Below are 16,551 nucleotides of genomic sequence, written 5' to 3' on the forward strand. Positions count from 1 at the left end.
AGCTGATTCCCCGTGGGCACCACCGTCTTCGAACGACGCCAACCTGCCGCATCCGTCATCGACGAGTCGCTGGCGACCACCGCGCACTCGGTCTTCTGGATCGACGACCTTCCCGCGAACCTGCGGCCCGACCGCCCCACGCTGACCGGTTCCTACCGGGCCGACCTCGTCGTCGTCGGCGCGGGATACACCGGCCTGTGGACCGCGCTGCTCGAGAAGCAGCGCAACCCCGGCGCGAAGGTGATCGTCGTGGAGGCGCAACGGGTCGGCTGGGCGGCATCCGGACGCAACGGCGGCTTCTGCGAGGCCAGCCTGACCCACGGCCACGAGAACGGCATGGCCCGCTGGCCCAAGGAGATGGAGCTCCTGAACCGTCTGGGGCAGCAGAACCTCGACGAGATCCAGGCCGCCGAGGCCGAGTACGGCATGGACTTCCAGTTCGAGCGCACCGGGCAGCTCGCCCCCGCCGTCGAGGAGCACCAGGTCGAGTGGCTCAAGGAGTGGGCCGCCGAGGGCGAAGACGGCGTCGTGTACCTCGATCAGGACGAGGTGCAGGCATCCGTCCACTCGCCGACCTACCTCGCGGGCGTGTGGGAGAAGGATGCCTGCGGGATGGTGCATCCGGCACGCCTCGCGGCCGAGCTCGCCCGGGTCATCGAAGAGGACGGGGTCGAGATCTTCGAGCGCTCGCACGTCACCGGGCTCGACACCAGCGGCTCGGGGGTCACCGTGCACACGGCGGCCGGCTCGGTCGCCGCCGACCGGGCAGTGCTGGCGACCAACGTGTTCCCGTCGCTCATCAAGCGCAACCGGCTCATGACCGTGCCGGTCTACGACTACGTGCTGATGACCGAGCCGCTGACCGACGAGCAGCTGGCCTCCATCGGCTGGGCCGACCGCCAGGGCATCGGCGACATGGCCAACCAGTTCCACTACTACCGGATCACCAAGGACAACCGCATCCTCTTCGGCGGCTACGACGCGATCTACCACTACGGCCGCAAGGTGAAGCCCGAGTACGAGAACCGTCCCGAGACGTGGCGCAAGCTCGCGAGCCACTTCTTCACCACGTTCCCGCAGCTGGAGGGCCTGAAGTTCACCCACCAGTGGGCCGGTGCGATCGACTCGTCGACGCAGTTCACGGCGTTCTTCGGCACGGCGCGCGACCGCCGCATCGCCTACACCGCCGGCTTCACCGGCCTCGGGGTGGGATCCACCCGCTTCGCCGGCAACGTCATGCTCGACCTCCTCGACGGGGTCGAGAACGAGCGCACCACCCTCGAGATGGTGCGCAAGCGCCCGATGCCGTTCCCCCCGGAGCCCGCCGCGGCCGCCGCGGTCAACGTGGTGCGCTGGTCGCTCGACCGCGCCGACCACAACAAGGGCAAGCGCAACGTGCTGCTGAAGACGCTGGACGCCCTCGGCCTCGGGTTCGACTCGTGAACGGCGCCGAACTCGTCGCCGCGCTCGGGCTGGAGCTCAAGTACGAGCCGGTCCCGGCCGACCAGGTCGTCGCGGGCGCCCCGCAGACCGGGTATGCGACCGTCGACGCGTCGGATGCCGGCGAGATCGGCGTGTGGGAGATGACCGTCGGCGCGATGCGCGACACCGAGGTCAGCGAGGTGTTCGTGGTGCTCGCCGGGTCGGCGACGGTCGAGTTCGTCGACCCGCCGCATCCCCCGCTCCAGCTCGTCCCGGGTTCGGTCGTCAAGCTGGATGCCGGCATGCAGACCGTGTGGACCGTGCACGAGCCCCTGCGCAAGATCTTCATCGAACGCTGAACCCGGGTCCCCGCGTCCCCGCGCTGGGGCCCCGCGGAACTACGGCGCGAAGACTCCGCAGGGTGTCAGCGCGAGGGGAAGCCGGTCACCCGCTTGGGGCGCGGCGGGGCGTAGGTGCGCACCTTCGAGGTCGACAGCCCCAGGTTCACCAGGCCCTCCGCCACGGCCACCGCGGCCTGCACCCCGTCGACGACGGGGACGCCGCAGCGCTCCACGACGCGATCCTTCAGCTCCGCCATGCCGCCGCAGCCGAGCACGATGACCTCGGCACGGTCGACGTCGACGGCCAGCTGCGCCTCGGCGACGATCGCCTCGATGGCGCGCTCGGGCTCGGATTCGAGTTCGAGCACACTCATGCCCGACGACCGCACCGACGCGCACCGGTCGTGCAGCCCGGCCAGGATCAGGCGGTCCTCGATGAGCGGCACCGCCCGATCGAGGGTGGTCACCACCGAATACGACCGGCCGAGGTACATCGCGGTGGATGCCGCGGCCTCGGTGATGTCGACCACCGGAACGGTGAGCAGCTCCTGGAGCCCTTCGCGCCCGTGTTCGCCGTAGCCGGCCTGGATGACCGCGTCGTACTGGCCGTCGTAACGCACGACGGCATCCATCACGGCGATCGCGGCGAGGTAGCTCTCGAAGTTGCCCTCGCAGGACTCGGCGCCGAAGGCCGGCGTGATCGGGACGATCTCGGTGCCCGCGGAGGCGACGGCCCGCGCCGCCTCCGCGATGCCCTCGGTCATCGTCTCGGTGGTGTTCACATTCGCGACGAGAATGCGCATGTCTGCTCCTTCAGGATGTCGGGCGCTCAGTGCTGCGGCGAGACGGCGATCTCGTCGCCGTGCACGTCGTGGAACGGCCCGCGCTTGTCGGCGATGAGCCCGTAGATCACGGCGCCGAGGCCGGCGGCGAGGAACCACGAGAAGTCGCGCACCGTCGCGAACACCGGCAGGAACGTGAACAGCAGCGCGATGATGCCCGCGATGATGAGGGCGATCACGGCGCGCGGGTTGAAGCCGCGGGTGTACGCGTACTCGCTGCCGGGGGCGTCCGAGTACAGCTCGGGCACGTTGATGCGGGTCTTCTTGATCAGCCAGTAGTCGACCATGATGATGCCGAACAGCGGGCCGAGGAGCGCCCCGAGGCCACCGAGGAACACGTTGATCACGACCGGCGAGTTGTACATGTTCCACGGGGTCAGGATCAGGCCGATGACGGCGGAGATCAGCGCCGCGCGACGAAAGTTCAGGTGCCGGGGGAACAGGTTGTTCAGGGCGTAGGTCGGGGCGACGAAGTTCGCCATCAGGTTGACCGCGATGGTCAGCGCGATGAGGGCGAGCGAGGCGAGCACCAGCAGGAACGTGTTCGGGATCGCGGCGACGACGTCGGCGGGCGACGTGATGAGGTGCCCGGAGATCTTGAAGCTGCCGCCGGTGAGCACCACGACGATGAGACCGAAGAAGAGCATGTTGACCGGGATGCCCCAGATGTTGCCCTTGACGATGGACTTGCGGGACTTCGCGTTGCGGGTGAAGTCGCAGAAGTTCAGCACGAACGTGCCGTAGATGGAGACCCAGAGGGATGCCGCACCGAGGATCTTCAGCCACATGTCGCCGCCCGAGACGGCCTTGCCGGGGTTCCAGTCGATCTGGAAGCCGGACTGCACGAGCACCCAGGTGGCCAGCGCCACGAACGTGGCCAGGATGATCGGCCCCGCGTACGCCTCGTAGTGGCGGATCATCTCCATGCCGTAGCTGACGATGATCACCTGGATGACCCACAGCGCGAGGAACGTGATCCACCCCGCGGCCGACAGCCCCAGGAACGATCCGTGCTGCAGCGACGCGAAGCCGGGGAAGATCGCGATGATGACGACCTGCAGCACCTGCGAGGCGAGGTAGGTCTGGATGCCGAACCAGGCGATCGCGACGCCGCCGCGGATGATCGCGGGGATCTGCGCGCCGTGGATGCCGAAGGAGATGCGGCTCATGACCGGGAACGGAACACCCGTCTTCTCCCCCATGAAGCCCGAGAGGGTGAGGAGGAGGAACAGGAACAGCGCACCGAAGGCGAGGGCTCCGAGGATCGCGCCGCCGGTGAGGCCGAGCGAGAACAGCCCGATCGCGAAGGCGTAGTTGCCGAGGCTGTGCACGTCGTTCGCCCAGAGGGTGAAGATGCTGTAGCCGCTCCAGTGGCGACCGGCGCGCGTGGTGGGAGCGAGGTCGTTGTTGTACAGCCGGGGGCTGATGCCCATCTGCACCGCGAACGTGCCCGAGGGCGGGTTGACCATGTTCTCGTGTTCCCTGCTGGGAACGTGAACGTAGTCCTCGTCGGTTGACATCTATGTCCTCCTTCGTCGCGACCTCGCGACCTCGGATCGTATTTCCACGATGTGATATGCGCTATCCGCGTAGTGATAATTACAGCACCGCACGGAAGCCCCGTCAAGGACCTGTGGAGATTTGGTATCCCGAATTTCCTCCGTCAGCGGCCGGCCGAGCGCCGCACGAGCAGCGCGAGGTGCAGCGCCGTCTGCGTCTCGCCGTCGTCGAGGTCGACGTCCAGCAGGTCTTCGATGAGCGCGATGCGCTGGTAGAACACGGAACGCGACAGGTGCGAGGCGGATGCCGCGGCCGTCCGGTTCGCCGGATGCGCGAGCATCGCACCCAGCACGTCGAGCAGGTCGCCGGACCGCGACAGGTCGTGCTCGATCAGCGGCGCGAGCATCCGCTCCCCGTGGTCGAGGAGCCGGTGATCGTCGCGCATCGTGGTCACGAGCCGGATGAGGGGCCGATCCTCGACCCGCCGCAGCACCGGTCCGCGGTCCGCGCCGCCCACGCGCCCGCGCGCGAGGTCGGTGGCCTCCTGCAGCGAGGCGAGGGCTTCGTCGATTCCGGATGCCGCGGACCCGATGGATGCCACCGCCCGCTCGGCCGGGCTCGCCACCGCACGGACGAAAGCGAGGGCGGTCTCGTCGTCGAGCACCGCGTGCGACGGCACGGAGAGCAGGAGCGTCGCCGCCGGACCCGGCACGCCCGCCGGTGCGGAGCCGACCAGCACACGGCCGCCGGCGTGGTCGCGGCCGGCGGCATCCCGGCGTCCGATCTCCTTCGCCGCCGCGACGGCCTGCTCGGGCACCACCTGGGCGCGGGAGATCACCAGGCCGTAGAGCTGGCGTCCTTCGACGGGCAGTCCCGCGGCCGCGAGCCGGGCGGCTGCGCCCGACGGGGTCGAGAACCGGCCGGCGAGGAGGGAGTCGACCAGGCGCCGGCGTCCGATCCGGGCCCACTCGTCGACCGGGGCCGACAGGCGCCCGAACGCGAGGGCGATCGCCCCCTGCTCGAGGACGGCGAGGCGGCCCGCGGGGTGCTCCGGCCCGGGCAGCGCGATGACGCTCCCCCAGCGGATGCCGCGCGCTTCGACCGGGACGATGAGCCAGTCGCCGTCGCCTGCACGCCCCTCGCCGCCGCGGCGATGGGCGGAGCGGGAGCGCAGCTCCCAGTCGGTGAACAGCTCCACCTCCATCGCCGGCGGCACCTCGGCGGCGACCACCTCGTGCGCAAGGCTCTCCAGCACGACGGGCGCACCGAGCGTCTGGGCGAGCTGACGGACGATGTAGTCGGCGGGCGAACCCCGCAGGGCGAGCCCGGTGAAGCGCTCGCGCACCTCGTCGCGGGCCCGCAGGGCGGCGGTCTGCTGGGCGATGATCTGCCGATGGACCACCTCGGTCAGCTCCACGAACTTGACCTCGCGGCTGAGGGTGACAAGAGCCAATCCGTGCTCGGCCGCGGTGTCGACGACCACCCGAGGCGCCCAGCGGTAGTGCGTGCCGAGCTCGAGGATGAGCCCCGCCACGCCCGCATCGACCAGGCCCACGATGAACTCGCGCAGCAGGTCGGGGTCGCCCGGCCATCCGGAGCCCGTCGTCAGGAGCAGCTCCCCGCCGGTGAGCAGCCGCGCCACGCCCGCACTGTCGGAGACGTGCACCCAGCGCACCGGGGCGTCCAGTGCGGCGTCCCCGACGAGCACGTCCGGGTGCACGCGCGCGAGCTCCGGGAGGCGCAGGATGTCGCCGACCGTCAGCGGACCGCCACTCGGACGATCCGTCCGGTTGGGATCATCTTCGTGACGATCGGCCATGCTCCGGTTCCTTCCCACGGTGTCACACTTGAGAAAACAAGCCTAGATGATCGCCACACGATCTGTCCGATACAAGGAGGACGTTCCCCATGAGCATCACCGAGACAACCGCCGGCGTCTCCGACGCGGACGCCGCAGTCCGCGCGATCGGCCACTGGATCGACGGCGCCGAGCGCGCTTCCACGTCGGGCCGCACCGCTCCCGTGTACAACCCGGCCACCGGTGCCGTGACCGCCGAGGTCGCCCTCGCCGACGACGACGAGATCGCCGAGGCCATCGCCTCCGCCGAGCTCGGCTTCCAGAAGTGGTCGCAGTACTCGATCGCCAAGCGCCAGGCCGTCATCTTCGCGTTCCGCGAGCTGCTCGTGGCCCGCAAGGGCGAGCTCGCCGCGATCGTCTCGTCCGAGCACGGCAAGGTGCTCTCCGACGCCCTGGGCGAGATCGCCCGCGGCCAGGAGGTCGTCGAGCTCGCGTGCGGCTTCCCGCACCTCGTCAAGGGCGAGCACTCGGAGAACGTCTCGACCGGCATCGACGTCTACACACTCAAGCAGCCGCTCGGCGTCGTGGGTGTCATCAGCCCCTTCAACTTCCCCGTCATGGTGCCGATGTGGTTCTTCCCGATCGCGATCGCGGCGGGCAACTCGGTGATCGTCAAGCCGTCCGAGAAGGACCCGTCGGCATCCCTCTGGATCGCGAACCTGTGGAAGGAAGCCGGTCTTCCCGACGGCGTCTTCACGGTCCTGCAGGGCGACAAGCAGGCCGTCGACGGCCTGCTGAACTCGCCGGTCGTCCAGTCGATCTCCTTCGTCGGCTCCACCCCGATCGCGCAGTACATCTACGAGAACGCGGCCCGCACCGGCAAGCGCGTGCAGGCCCTCGGCGGCGCGAAGAACCACATGCTGGTGCTTCCGGATGCCGACCTCGACCTCGCCGCCGACATGGCCGTGAACGCGGGCTACGGTGCCGCGGGCGAGCGCTGCATGGCGATCTCGGTCGTCCTGGCCGTCGAGCCGGTCGCCGACGAGCTCATCGCCAAGGTCAAGGACCGCATCGCCAAGCTCCGCGTCGGCAACGGCCAGTCCACCCCCGAGCCCGACATGGGCCCGCTCATCACCGGCGTGCACCGCGACAAGGTGTCCTCCTACGTCGACATCGCCGAGAAGGACGGCGCGGAGATCGTCGTCGACGGCCGCGGCTTCCAGGTCGACGGCGCCGAAGACGGCTTCTTCTTCGGCCCGACGCTCCTCGACAAGGTGCCGACCAGCTCCGCCGCCTACCAGGAGGAGATCTTCGGCCCGGTGCTCTCGGTCGTGCGCGTGAACAGCTACGACGAGGGTCTCGACCTGATCAACTCCGGCCGGTTCGGCAACGGCACCGCGATCTTCACGAACGACGGCGGCGCCGCCCGCCGGTTCCAGAACGAGGTGCAGGTGGGCATGATCGGCATCAACGTGCCGATCCCCGTCCCGGTCGCCTACCACTCCTTCGGCGGCTGGAAGCAGTCGATGTTCGGCGACGCCAAGGCGTACGGCGTGCACGGCTTCGAGTTCTTCACCCGTGAGAAGGCCATCACCAGCCGCTGGCTCGACCCCGCCAAGCACGGCGGCATCAACCTCGGCTTCCCGCAGAACAACTGACAGCAACCACCCGGTCGTTGAGCGAGGCCCGCCAGGGCCGAGACGAAACGCAGCGAACCCGCGAACATGACGCGTTTCGTCTCGCTTCGCTCGCTCAACGACCGGGGTGTAGTCGAAGGACACACCATGACCGACACCCTTGACGCCACGGCGGTCTACACCGACCGGCACGGCACCGTCCACTCCCTGCCCGACGCCGAGGCCGAAGCCGCGGTGCGCGCCGACGACCGCGCGCACGTCTTCCACTCGTGGAGCGCGCAGGCCCTCATCGACCCGATCCCGGTGGCCGCCGGCCAGGGCTCGACGTTCTGGGACTACCAGGGCAACGAGTTCCTCGACTTCTCGTCGCAGCTGGTCTACCTGAACCTCGGGCACCAGCATCCCGACCTCGTGAAGGCCATCCAGACGCAGGCCGGGCGCCTCGCCACGATCCAGCCGTCGATGGCCAGCGACGTGCGCGGCGAACTCGCCCGGCGCATCGCCGAGGTCGCGCCCGGCGACCTCGACAAGGTGTTCTTCACCAACGGCGGCGCCGACGCGAACGAGAACGCGATCCGGATGGCGCGCGCCTTCACCGGCAAGCGCAAGGTGCTCGCGGCGTACCGCAGCTACCACGGCAACACGACGACCGCGATCACCGCCACCGGCGACCCGCGCCGCTGGACCAACGAGCCCGGGGACGGCTCGGTGCAGCACTTCTTCGGACCGTACGCGTACCGCTCGCCGTTCCACTCGTCGAGCCCGGTCGAAGAGGCCCAGCGCGCACTCGAGCACCTCGAGCAGACCATCGTGCTCGAGGGCGCCTCGACGATCGCCGCGATCATCCTCGAGACCGTCGTCGGCACGAACGGCGTGCTGGTCCCGCCGCCCGGCTACCTGCAGGGCGTGCGCGACCTGTGCGACAAGTACGGCATCCTCTACATCGCCGACGAGGTCATGGTCGGCTTCGGCCGCATCGGCGAGTGGTTCGCGGTGAACCGCTTCGGCGTCACCCCCGACCTCATCACGTTCGCGAAGGGCGTGAACTCGGGCTACGTGCCGCTGGGCGGCGTCGTGATCTCGCAAAAGATCGCGGCGCACTTCGACACGGTCGCCTTCCAGGGCGGGCTCACCTACTCGGGCCACCCGCTCGCCTGCGCCGCCGGCGTCGCCACGTTCGAGGTCTTCGAGCGCGACGGCATCCTGGAGCGCGTCCGCGACCTCGGCGAGCGCGTCGTTGCTCCCCGCATGAAGGAGCTCGCCGATAAGCACCCGTCGGTCGGCGACGTGCGCGGCGTGGGCCTCTTCTGGGCCATCGAGCTGGTGCGCAACCGCGAGACCAAGGAGCAGCTGGTGCCGTTCAACGCGTCGGGTGCGGCTGCCGCGCCGATGAACGCGGTGATCGCGGAGTGCAAGAGCCGGGGCGTCTACCCGTTCACGCACTTCAACCGCCTGCAGTTCGCGCCGCCCCTCATCGTCACCGAGGAGGAGCTGCACCGCGGCCTCGACGCGTACGACCGCGCCCTGGACGTCGCCGACACCTACGTGCACTGACGACGCTCCGCTGAGGATGCCCCTGCCCTTCCGGGTGGGGGCATCCTGCGTTTCCGGGTCCGGTTTCGACACGCCTAGCACGCATCGCCCTCGGGGAATACCCCCTCCCCGGATCCGGTTGTACCGGGTACGGAGGAGATCGTGGGAAAGAACTACGTGGACATCGAGAACGACCAGGGCGACGCGCTGCGGTACCGCAAGCACGTCAACGGCCGCGGCCTCGTCGCGCACGGAGCCAAGGTGCACGCCACCGCCCGCGTCGAGACCGGCGCTTATGTGGAACCCGGTGCGCACGTCGGACCGGGCGCGCACATCGGCACCGGTGCGTGGGTGGAGGCGGACGCCGTCATCGGCCCCGAAGCCGACATCCAGGCGCACGCGCACATCGGCCCCGGGGCCGCGGTGGGAGCGAAGGCGAAGATCGGCGTGCGCACGCACGTCGGAGACCACGCGATCGTGCAGGCCGGCTCGCTGATCGGCGACGACGTCACCATCCACGAGGGTGAGCGCGTCGCGACCGACCGGCGCGGCCTGTGGCTCGCCGCCTGACACTCCGAGCGCGCTGAGCCGCAGGATCCGCGCGCTGAGCTTGTCGAAGCGCAGGACCCCGCCCGCTACATCCGCAGGAGCAGCAGCACCAGCGCGATGAGCGGCAGCGCGCCCTGGGTGAGCGCCGCGCGCCGATACGTCTCGCCGCGCGTGCTGAGCACGAGGGATGCCGCGAGCATCGACCCCGTGCCGAACAGCACCAGCGCGTAGCCCGCAGACGTCAGGCCCACGAGCAGCAGCACGATGCCGGTGAACACCTCGATCGCGAGGAACAGGTTGTAGAACCCCTGGTTGAACGCCATCGGCTGGGTCGTGTCGGCGGCATCCTGATCGCGCACGCCGAACCGGCGCCACGTCGCGGGCTTTCGCCAGGTGATGCTCTCCATCACCCAGATGTAGACGTGCAGCAGGGCGGCGAGCGCGGCCACGATGAGGCCGATGACTGCGAGCATGCCGCCAGGCTAGCGGTCGCCGCGTACCGAACGCAGTACCGATCCGCTGGACAGGCCGAGCGGCACGCGGATTCGCGCGGGTCGCCCGGGATGCGGGGACCATCCGTCCTGCAGACGGTCCGCCCGATACCCTGGAGCCATGGCGGGGAACAGGCGGGGCCCGGGGCCCGGGAGGCGCACCTTCGGCGGGCCGGCCAAGGGCCGCAAGCCGCCGGCCGGCAAGCCCGCGAAGCCGGCGAACACGAAGCCGTCGCGCCCCGCGCAGCCTGCGCCGGCGTCCCCGCCCCCGGCCGAGACCTTCACTCTCGGGGCGGTCCCCGGCGCGACCCCGGGCAAGTGGATCGACATCTGGAACGAGCGGATGCCGCGCACCCGCCTCGTGCTCGTCCCGGTGGCGGTCGCCGACCAGCGCGCCGCCCTCGACGAGGTGGATGCCGCCCTCGTCCGGCTCCCGATCGAGCCGACCGGTCTGCACGTCATCCGGCTGTACGACGAGGTGCCGGTCGTGGTGATGGCCGCCGACTCGCACCTGACCGCGGCCGACGAGCTGGAAGTCGGCGATCTCGCCGGTGAGGTGCTGATCGTCCCCCGCGACGACGTGCTGGGGCTCGACGTGCCGGGCACGGTCGCGCCGGCCTTCGACTCCCCGGAGACGACGGAGGACGCCGTCGCGACGGTCGCGACCGGTGTCGGCATCGTCGTCGTGCCGATGTCGCTGGCCCGGCTGCACCACCGCAAGGACGCCGACTATCGGCCGCTGCGCGGAGCCCCCGTCTCGACGGTCGCACTCGCGTGGGATGCCGACCGCACCACGCCCGAGGTGGAGACCTTCGTGGGCATCGTCCGCGGCCGCACGAGCAATTCGAGTCGCTGACCCGCGGGTTTGCCCTTCGACAAGCTCAGGGCGCAAGGTCCGACAGGCTCAGGGCGCAAGGTCCGACAGGCTCAGGGCGCGCGCTCAGGGCGCCCGGATCAGCGCGCTGAGCCCGTCGAAGCGCAGTCGAACCGGGGGCGGGAACGGGCCCTCGGACCGACAGCCCCCGCTGCATCCCCTGGTCCGAGGGCCCCGGCGCTCCCCAGCGCGCGTATCCCCCGTAGACCTAGAGCACGGTCCCTGTGCCCTGATACCAAGTTCTTCAGAAACCCGATCCGTAGACCTGGAACGGGGCGACGATGCCCGTCTCCACGCTCGCCCGGGCGAGCGCCGCCGACACTCCGAGCCCGGAGGCGAGCCCGCCGTGCATGGCGCCCAGCAGGTCGCACGCGGCGTCGTCGGCGACGATCACCGGGGCGGCGACCACCGCCTGCGTACCGGCGTGCAGCCACACCCGCGTCATGCCCACCGCCTCCTCGCCCCACCGCACCGATGACCGGCCGGCCTCGCACGCCGACAGCACGACCACCCCGGGCACGTCGGCGACCCGGTCGAGGTCGTAGCCGAACAGCGTGCCGTCCGCCAGCTCGAACCCGGAGAACAGCGGGTTGTCGACCGCGTGCCGCCCGTGCGCGGCGACGTGCAGCAGGTCGACCCGGCCGGCGAGCGCCGTGACGGCATCCACCGTGGCATCCGCCCCCCGCAGCCGGGCGACGGGTGCGTCGGAGGGCCCGGTCCAGGCCGCCGCGACGGCATCCGCCTCCTCGTCGCCGCGCGCCACGCGAGGCCCGGTGGCGATGCCCACACGGCCGCCGACGGGGACGTCCCGCTCGAATCCGGCCCACCGGGTCGCCGACACCGCGACCGTGAAGGTGCGCCCGCGCAGCGCCGGGAGCATCGCCCACGGCGTGCCCTCGAGGATGCCGGGCACGGTGAGCACGAACCGCTCGGCGCCCGACACGCGGACGGCGTCGTCCAGGAGCACGTGCGACAGGGCGGCCAGCCGCTCATCGAGGGATCGCCGCACCACGTCGGCCATCGGCCCGGTGCGGATGGATGCCGCCATGTCGAGGTCGGCGCGCAGCCCGGGCAGCAGCTTCTGCGCCGTCGCCCAGCCCGGCAGGGGCACCACCTTCGCCCGCCGCTCGCCGACGACGACCACCGCGAGCACCTGCCCGGTGTAGACGAACGAAAGCAGCGCCGTGCCGTCGTCGAGCCGGTCCTGCACCTCGGCGAGAGTGGCGCGCCGACGGATGCCGCCGCCCCGCGTCGCGGACCACTGCCGCTCCCGGGCGCGGTCCTCGAGTTCGGTCAGACGCGGATCGCGCCTCCACCGGCCCGTCGGGTCTTCCGCGCGCAGTCGGCGCAGCTCGGCCAGGTCGGCGGCGAGCGCGTCGTCCTCCGGCGGCCGGACGGGGACGATCTGGTGGTTGAGCAGACGCGCCCGCTCGGACCAGTCGAACAGCACGTCCGGGCGGCCCGATCGCGCCGCGGCGGCGAGGCCCTCGATCATGAGCCCGCCCACGTGCATCGTCACCGACGTCTGCAGGTCCAGGCTCCCGAACGCCTGCAGCCAGCGCCGCAGCTCGAGCAGGCCGGCGGCGGCATGCCGGCGGACGGCGGCATCCTTGCCGTCCGCCGCCGCGCGCGCCGCGCGTGCCTCGTACGTGAGCAGCCGCACCTCGATGGATGCCGCGGGCGGCACGCGCAGCGGCCGGCGGGACGTCGGTCGCGTCCCGTGGCGTGATTCCCAGATGTCCTGGGAGAGCCGGAGGGCGGCGGCGTCGTTCGAGAATCCGTGTTCGTCGAGGTCGGCCGCCACCTGCTCGGCGTCGCCGGGCAAGGGTCCGCCGGCGGCCATGGCGCTGCGCAGACGGATGCCGTCGGCGCGCGCGGCCCACGTCTCGTTGCCCACCGCGCGGAATCGCTTGGCCGCCGCGTTCGCAGTGCGCCGTGCGGCCGCGGGATCGTGGTTCAGCTGCGATCTCGCCAGCTGCAGCTCGACCTCGGCGCGGGACTGCGGCATGCGGTGCCGGCCGAAGACCGACGCGGTGGATGCCAGCAGCTCCTCGGCCTCGCGGGTCAGTCCCGCCTCGCGCAGCGCCTCGGCACGGTCGGTGTCGGCCGTCGCCGCCGCCACCGTCGCGTCGCCCACGACGTCGCGGGCGGCGCGCATCTCGGTGAGCGCGGCCACGACGTCGCCGCGCATCAGGGCGATGTAGCCGAGATTGTGCCGGGCCATCGCCGCAAGCAGCTCGTCGCCGGCGGCGTCGAAGAGGCCACCCGCCTCGGCGGCGTCCGAAGCGGCGTCGTCGAGGCGCTGGCGACGGGAGTTCAGGAGGCTTCGGTTCAGCAGCATGGTCGCCCGCGCGACCGGGTCGTCGCGCAGCGCGGCGATGCCCTTGTCGAGCCACCGTTCAGCGTCGTCGAAACGTCCGGCACGCTCCAGGAGTGCTCCCATCTGACCGGCCAGGCGCGCCTGCGTCTGCGCACTCAGCTGCGGCGAGCGCAGCGCCTGCAGGCAGAGCTCCTCGGCTTCGCTCAGCCGCCCGGTCTGGCTGTGCACGTAGGCGAGGGTGCCGAGGATGCGCGCATGCGTGTCGCCGTCGGCCTCGAGACCGGCGGCAGAGACGAGGAGTCGGCGCGCGCGCGCGATGTCGCCGCGATTGACCGCCTCGAGGGCCAACCTGTGAAGCTCCGCCGCACCGCGCGCCATCCCTCCATCATGGCGTGCGGCGCGGCGCCACGGGGCATCCGCTACGACGCCACCGGTCCCATCTCCGCCAGGCGCGCGGTGATGTCGCCGTGTGCCGCGAGGAGGCAGGCGATCCGCTCGTCGTCGTCCATCGGGCCCGCCATCAGCGGCTCGCTCAGCGCCCGCGCGAGGCTCGCCGCGACGTACGGCGCCGAGAACGACGTGCCGCTCCACACCGCGAATCCGCCCGCGTAGTCGTCCGGGTCGATGGTCTCGCGTCGCCAGCCCGACCGGTCGTTGCGCACCGCCGCCTGCACTCCGCCGCGGAACGGCGGGGACGTGCTCAGCACTCCCGCACCCGGCGCATAGGTCTTCACCCACGCCCCGAGGTTGCTGAACAGCGCCATCGTCCGATTGGGGTTCAGCGCCCCCACGCTCACGTGGGGCGCGGCATCCGCCGGATCGGGCACCACGAAACCGGCATCCGGCCACGCCCACAGCGCGGCCGGGAACGTCGGCCGGTCGGTGGCGTCGTTCCCGGCGGAGCAGACGACGGCGCATCCGAGCCTGCGAGCGGTCACGAGCAGGTCCACCAGCGTCCGGTCGAACAGCAGGTCGTCCGGCGTCTCGTGGTAGTACCCGAGCGACAGATTCATCACGTCGACGGGGAATCCGCCCTTCTCCGGCGGCAGCGACATCGCCTTCACGAGGCTGCGCACCGCGAGCAGGAACTCACCCTCCAGCAGGGTGCCGTTGCTGTCGCACACGCGCACCGAGACGATGTCGGCCTCGGGACTGAGCTGTCGCACGATACCGGCCACGAACGTGCCGTGGCCCGCCGCCCCGTCGAGCATCCCGTCGAACGGCCCGGAGACATCCCCCGTCGCCTCGGGATCGGTCGCCGGGTCGGAGGCCCCGATGAAGGCGCCGTCGAACGTCGGCCGCCGCGTCACGATGGCGTCCGGCAGCCACGGGTGGGCCCCGCAGCCGGTGTCGAGGACCGCGACCACGGGGCGGCGTCCCTCGTCGTCCAGGTCGAGGCGGCGTTCGGGTTCCGGCCCGATGTAGTCGACGACCTGGCGGCCGCCGCTGCCGGGGACGGCGTACGGCATGGTCCCCGGTGCGAGCGAGGCGCCGAAGGGCAGGGATGCCCCGAACGGCAAGGATGCCCCGAACGGCAGCGACGCCCCGAACGGCAGGGATGCGCCGAACGGCAGCGAGGCCCCGAACGGGTCCACGCTGATGACGTGGTCGAGGCTCGCGCCCACGAGGTCGTCCTTCTCCCGCGCACGGGCGCGCTGCAGCAGGCGCCAGGCGTCGATCGGCGGGGACGGGACCGAGGTGTCCGGCAGGGGGACGATCGCCAGCCGATGGACGCTCGGCACGTCGAAGTCGCGCCGGTTGCGGGCGGCCCGTGCCGAGGCGTCCGCGGAGGTGACGGCGGACCCGTCCATGTTCTGCAGCCGCACCTCCCACCCGAGGTCGAGGGCCGCCTGCCGCAGCACCGCCAGCAGGCGCTCGAGGGCCCCGTCGGCGACGGTGAGCAGAAGGTGGGTCGGGTCGTACGACGTGGGGTACGGGTGCACGCCCTCCACGGGTTCGCTCACCGGATCCAGCGGCACTCCCCTCGCCCGGGCCGCGTCATAGCGGGCTCGCCAGTCGGGCAGGCTGTCGCCGGGATTGTCAGCCATCGATCGTCTCCTCAGAGTTCGAATTGCGGGGTCTGCATGTCATGGGCGGCGCCCTGGTCGTCGCGGACGGTCAGCCGCAGGCGCACGAGGCCGGCGCCGACGCCGTCGATCTCGAACCGGCCGTGTTCGCCGAGCTGTGCGTCGCGCACCTTGCCGTCGTCGGATCCGTGCACGATCACGACCGATTCGGGCGCGGCATCCACCCACCCGTCGATGCGGTGGGTGCCCTGCTCGGTGCGGGTGATGTGCAGCAGCACCGTGACCTCGCCGTCGCTGAACTGCAGGGTCAGCACGTCTCCGTCGCCGCGCACGGCGGCCAGCTCCGTCGACACGAGAGTCAGCAGCGCGTACTCGCGGCTCAGGTCGTCGACGGCGATCGCGGCGACCATCCGGTCGATGAGGTCGGCGGGCATCGGGTCGACCTGGGCCCACATGGCCCGCATCCGCGCGAAGAGGGCGGCATCCTGTGCGAACTCCGCAGAGCTCATGTCGTCGGCGCTCATGCTGTTTCCCTCTCGTATCCGTCGTTCTCCAGCAGCGCGCGCAGCTTCACCAGGCACCGCTGCCGCGTGGGTCCGATGGACCCCACCGGCATCGACAGGTCCTGGGCGATGCGCGCGTAGTCGGGACGCTCTTCGAACGCGATCACCCGCAGCAGCCGCTGACAGCGTTCGTTGAGCCGGGCGACGGCGAGCCAGAGGAGGCGCTGGTCGTCATCCACCAGGGCGGACTGCTCCGCGGCCGGCGCGGTCGGCAGCTGGGGTTCCAGCTGCTCCACCTCGGTCGGGTCGGCACGGCGCTGCGCCTTGCTGACCCGCCAGGCCTCGCGGCGCGCGCACGTGGTGAGCCAGCCCGACACGGCACGGGGGTCGGCGATGGTCTCGTGCCGGCGCACCAGCGTCAGCCAGGTGGTCTGCACGACGTCCTCGGCGAGCGCGCTCTCGAGCCCGTAGGCGCGCACCACGTGCCACAGCACGGGCGTCATCAGGCGCACGAGGGCGTCCATCGCCCTCGTCTCCCCCTCCTGCCAGTGCACGAAGAGGACCGAAGCCTGTTCCCACAGCGACGGCTCCCCGGAATCGTCGGACGCGGGACTCCCTGCGGACGCCGCCTCGGCGTCCATCCCCTGGTCCGACCGATCAGCGTCGGTCATAGTGCCCATTGTCTCCACACTCACCAGAGCGCGAAAGGGGGCC

General features: G+C 71.1%; 14 protein-coding genes. 6 read left to right on the top strand and 8 right to left on the bottom strand.

The annotated features are described in order from the left end of the window. Positions 1 to 12 precede the first annotated feature (12 nt). Together LK09_RS02935 and LK09_RS02940 are read left to right on the top strand one after the other, a co-directional pair. Positions 13 to 1,443 (top strand): NAD(P)/FAD-dependent oxidoreductase, encoded by a 1,431-nt coding sequence (locus LK09_RS02935; protein ID WP_039395588.1) that lies wholly within the window; start codon positions 13 to 15, stop codon positions 1,441 to 1,443. Continuing rightward, entirely contained in the window at positions 1,440 to 1,781 is a 342-nt protein-coding gene (locus tag LK09_RS02940) for a cupin domain-containing protein (protein ID WP_039395591.1), read from the top strand. Before LK09_RS02935 ends, LK09_RS02940 begins: the two co-directional genes overlap by 4 nt. Before the next feature lie 65 nt (positions 1,782 to 1,846). On the opposite strand, the gene LK09_RS02945 is transcribed toward LK09_RS02940, so the two are convergent. From LK09_RS02945 to LK09_RS02955, 3 genes are all read right to left on the bottom strand, one after another. Further along, the gene (locus tag LK09_RS02945) at positions 1,847 to 2,566 is read right to left on the bottom strand and encodes an aspartate/glutamate racemase family protein (RefSeq protein ID WP_039395593.1); all 720 of its coding nucleotides are present in this window, start codon (positions 2,564 to 2,566) and stop codon (positions 1,847 to 1,849) included. 26 nt (positions 2,567 to 2,592) lie between these two features. Continuing rightward, a complete protein-coding gene (locus LK09_RS02950) occupies positions 2,593 to 4,074 on the bottom strand; it encodes an NCS1 family nucleobase:cation symporter-1 (protein ID WP_231562940.1) in 1,482 nt (493 codons plus the stop codon). Positions 4,075 to 4,268: 194 nt separating this feature from the next. Beyond that, positions 4,269 to 5,924, bottom strand: coding sequence for a PucR family transcriptional regulator (locus tag LK09_RS02955; protein WP_082008010.1), 1,656 nt, complete (start codon positions 5,922 to 5,924; stop codon positions 4,269 to 4,271). Positions 5,925 to 6,013: 89 nt separating this feature from the next. Between LK09_RS02955 and LK09_RS02960 the strand changes: the two genes are divergently transcribed. The 3 genes from LK09_RS02960 to LK09_RS02970 all read left to right on the top strand — a co-directional run bounded on the left by LK09_RS02960 (position 6,014) and on the right by LK09_RS02970 (position 9,643). Beyond that, complete coding sequence (locus LK09_RS02960; RefSeq protein WP_052226346.1) at positions 6,014 to 7,561, top strand: CoA-acylating methylmalonate-semialdehyde dehydrogenase; 1,548 nt, start codon at positions 6,014 to 6,016, stop codon at positions 7,559 to 7,561. Between the two features lie 126 nt (positions 7,562 to 7,687). After that, positions 7,688 to 9,094, top strand: a complete 1,407-nt coding sequence (locus LK09_RS02965) for an aspartate aminotransferase family protein (RefSeq protein WP_039395599.1) — start codon at positions 7,688 to 7,690, stop codon at positions 9,092 to 9,094. Between the two features lie 141 nt (positions 9,095 to 9,235). Beyond that, positions 9,236 to 9,643: a transferase gene (locus LK09_RS02970; RefSeq protein WP_039395602.1), complete on the top strand. Its 408-nt coding sequence runs from the start codon at positions 9,236 to 9,238 to the stop codon at positions 9,641 to 9,643. 65 nt (positions 9,644 to 9,708) lie between these two features. On the opposite strand, the gene LK09_RS02975 is transcribed toward LK09_RS02970, so the two are convergent. Beyond that, a complete protein-coding gene (locus LK09_RS02975) occupies positions 9,709 to 10,095 on the bottom strand; it encodes a DUF1304 domain-containing protein (protein WP_039395605.1) in 387 nt (128 codons plus the stop codon). A gap of 139 nt (positions 10,096 to 10,234) precedes the next feature. Here LK09_RS02975 and LK09_RS02980 point away from each other — a divergent pair, with 139 nt between their 5' ends. Continuing rightward, positions 10,235 to 10,969, top strand: coding sequence for a LysR family substrate-binding domain-containing protein (locus tag LK09_RS02980; RefSeq protein WP_039395608.1), 735 nt, complete (start codon positions 10,235 to 10,237; stop codon positions 10,967 to 10,969). A 262-nt stretch (positions 10,970 to 11,231) separates the two neighbouring features. Here the strand turns inward: LK09_RS02980 and LK09_RS02985 are convergent, their stop codons facing one another. From LK09_RS02985 to LK09_RS03000, 4 genes are read right to left on the bottom strand one after another with little or no spacing between them, the layout of a single operon-like run. Then, positions 11,232 to 13,685, bottom strand: a complete 2,454-nt coding sequence (locus LK09_RS02985) for a CHAT domain-containing protein (protein ID WP_039395611.1) — start codon at positions 13,683 to 13,685, stop codon at positions 11,232 to 11,234. Positions 13,686 to 13,726: 41 nt separating this feature from the next. Beyond that, a complete protein-coding gene (locus LK09_RS20535) occupies positions 13,727 to 15,355 on the bottom strand; it encodes a S8 family peptidase (protein WP_082008011.1) in 1,629 nt (542 codons plus the stop codon). A gap of 11 nt (positions 15,356 to 15,366) precedes the next feature. Then, a complete protein-coding gene (locus LK09_RS02995; protein ID WP_231562935.1) occupies positions 15,367 to 15,858 on the bottom strand; it encodes a hypothetical protein in 492 nt (163 codons plus the stop codon). Beyond that, on the bottom strand, positions 15,855 to 16,508 hold the full coding sequence (locus LK09_RS03000) for an RNA polymerase sigma factor (protein WP_231562936.1): 654 nt from the start codon (positions 16,506 to 16,508) through the stop codon (positions 15,855 to 15,857). Before LK09_RS03000 ends, LK09_RS02995 begins: the two co-directional genes overlap by 4 nt. Between the last annotated feature and the right edge of the window lie 43 nt (positions 16,509 to 16,551).

The organism is Microbacterium mangrovi, assembly GCF_000802305.1.
Classification (GTDB): Bacteria; Actinomycetota; Actinomycetes; order Actinomycetales; family Microbacteriaceae; genus Microbacterium; species Microbacterium mangrovi.

Coding starts and splice junctions, on each gene's coding strand:
- LK09_RS02945 (WP_039395593.1), bottom strand. CDS start 2,566: ATGCGCATTCTCGTCGCGAATGTGAACACCACCGAGACGATGACCGAG.
- LK09_RS02950 (WP_231562940.1), bottom strand. CDS start 4,074: ATGGTCAACCCGCCCTCGGGCACGTTCGCGGTGCAGATGGGCATCAGC.
- LK09_RS02955 (WP_082008010.1), bottom strand. CDS start 5,924: ATGGCCGATCGTCACGAAGATGATCCCAACCGGACGGATCGTCCGAGT.
- LK09_RS02960 (WP_052226346.1), top strand. CDS start 6,014: ATGAGCATCACCGAGACAACCGCCGGCGTCTCCGACGCGGACGCCGCA.
- LK09_RS02965 (WP_039395599.1), top strand. CDS start 7,688: ATGACCGACACCCTTGACGCCACGGCGGTCTACACCGACCGGCACGGC.
- LK09_RS02975 (WP_039395605.1), bottom strand. CDS start 10,095: ATGCTCGCAGTCATCGGCCTCATCGTGGCCGCGCTCGCCGCCCTGCTG.
- LK09_RS02980 (WP_039395608.1), top strand. CDS start 10,235: ATGGCGGGGAACAGGCGGGGCCCGGGGCCCGGGAGGCGCACCTTCGGC.
- LK09_RS02985 (WP_039395611.1), bottom strand. CDS start 13,685: ATGGCGCGCGGTGCGGCGGAGCTTCACAGGTTGGCCCTCGAGGCGGTC.
- LK09_RS20535 (WP_082008011.1), bottom strand. CDS start 15,355: ATGGCTGACAATCCCGGCGACAGCCTGCCCGACTGGCGAGCCCGCTAT.
- LK09_RS02995 (WP_231562935.1), bottom strand. CDS start 15,858: ATGAGCGCCGACGACATGAGCTCTGCGGAGTTCGCACAGGATGCCGCC.
- LK09_RS03000 (WP_231562936.1), bottom strand. CDS start 16,508: ATGACCGACGCTGATCGGTCGGACCAGGGGATGGACGCCGAGGCGGCG.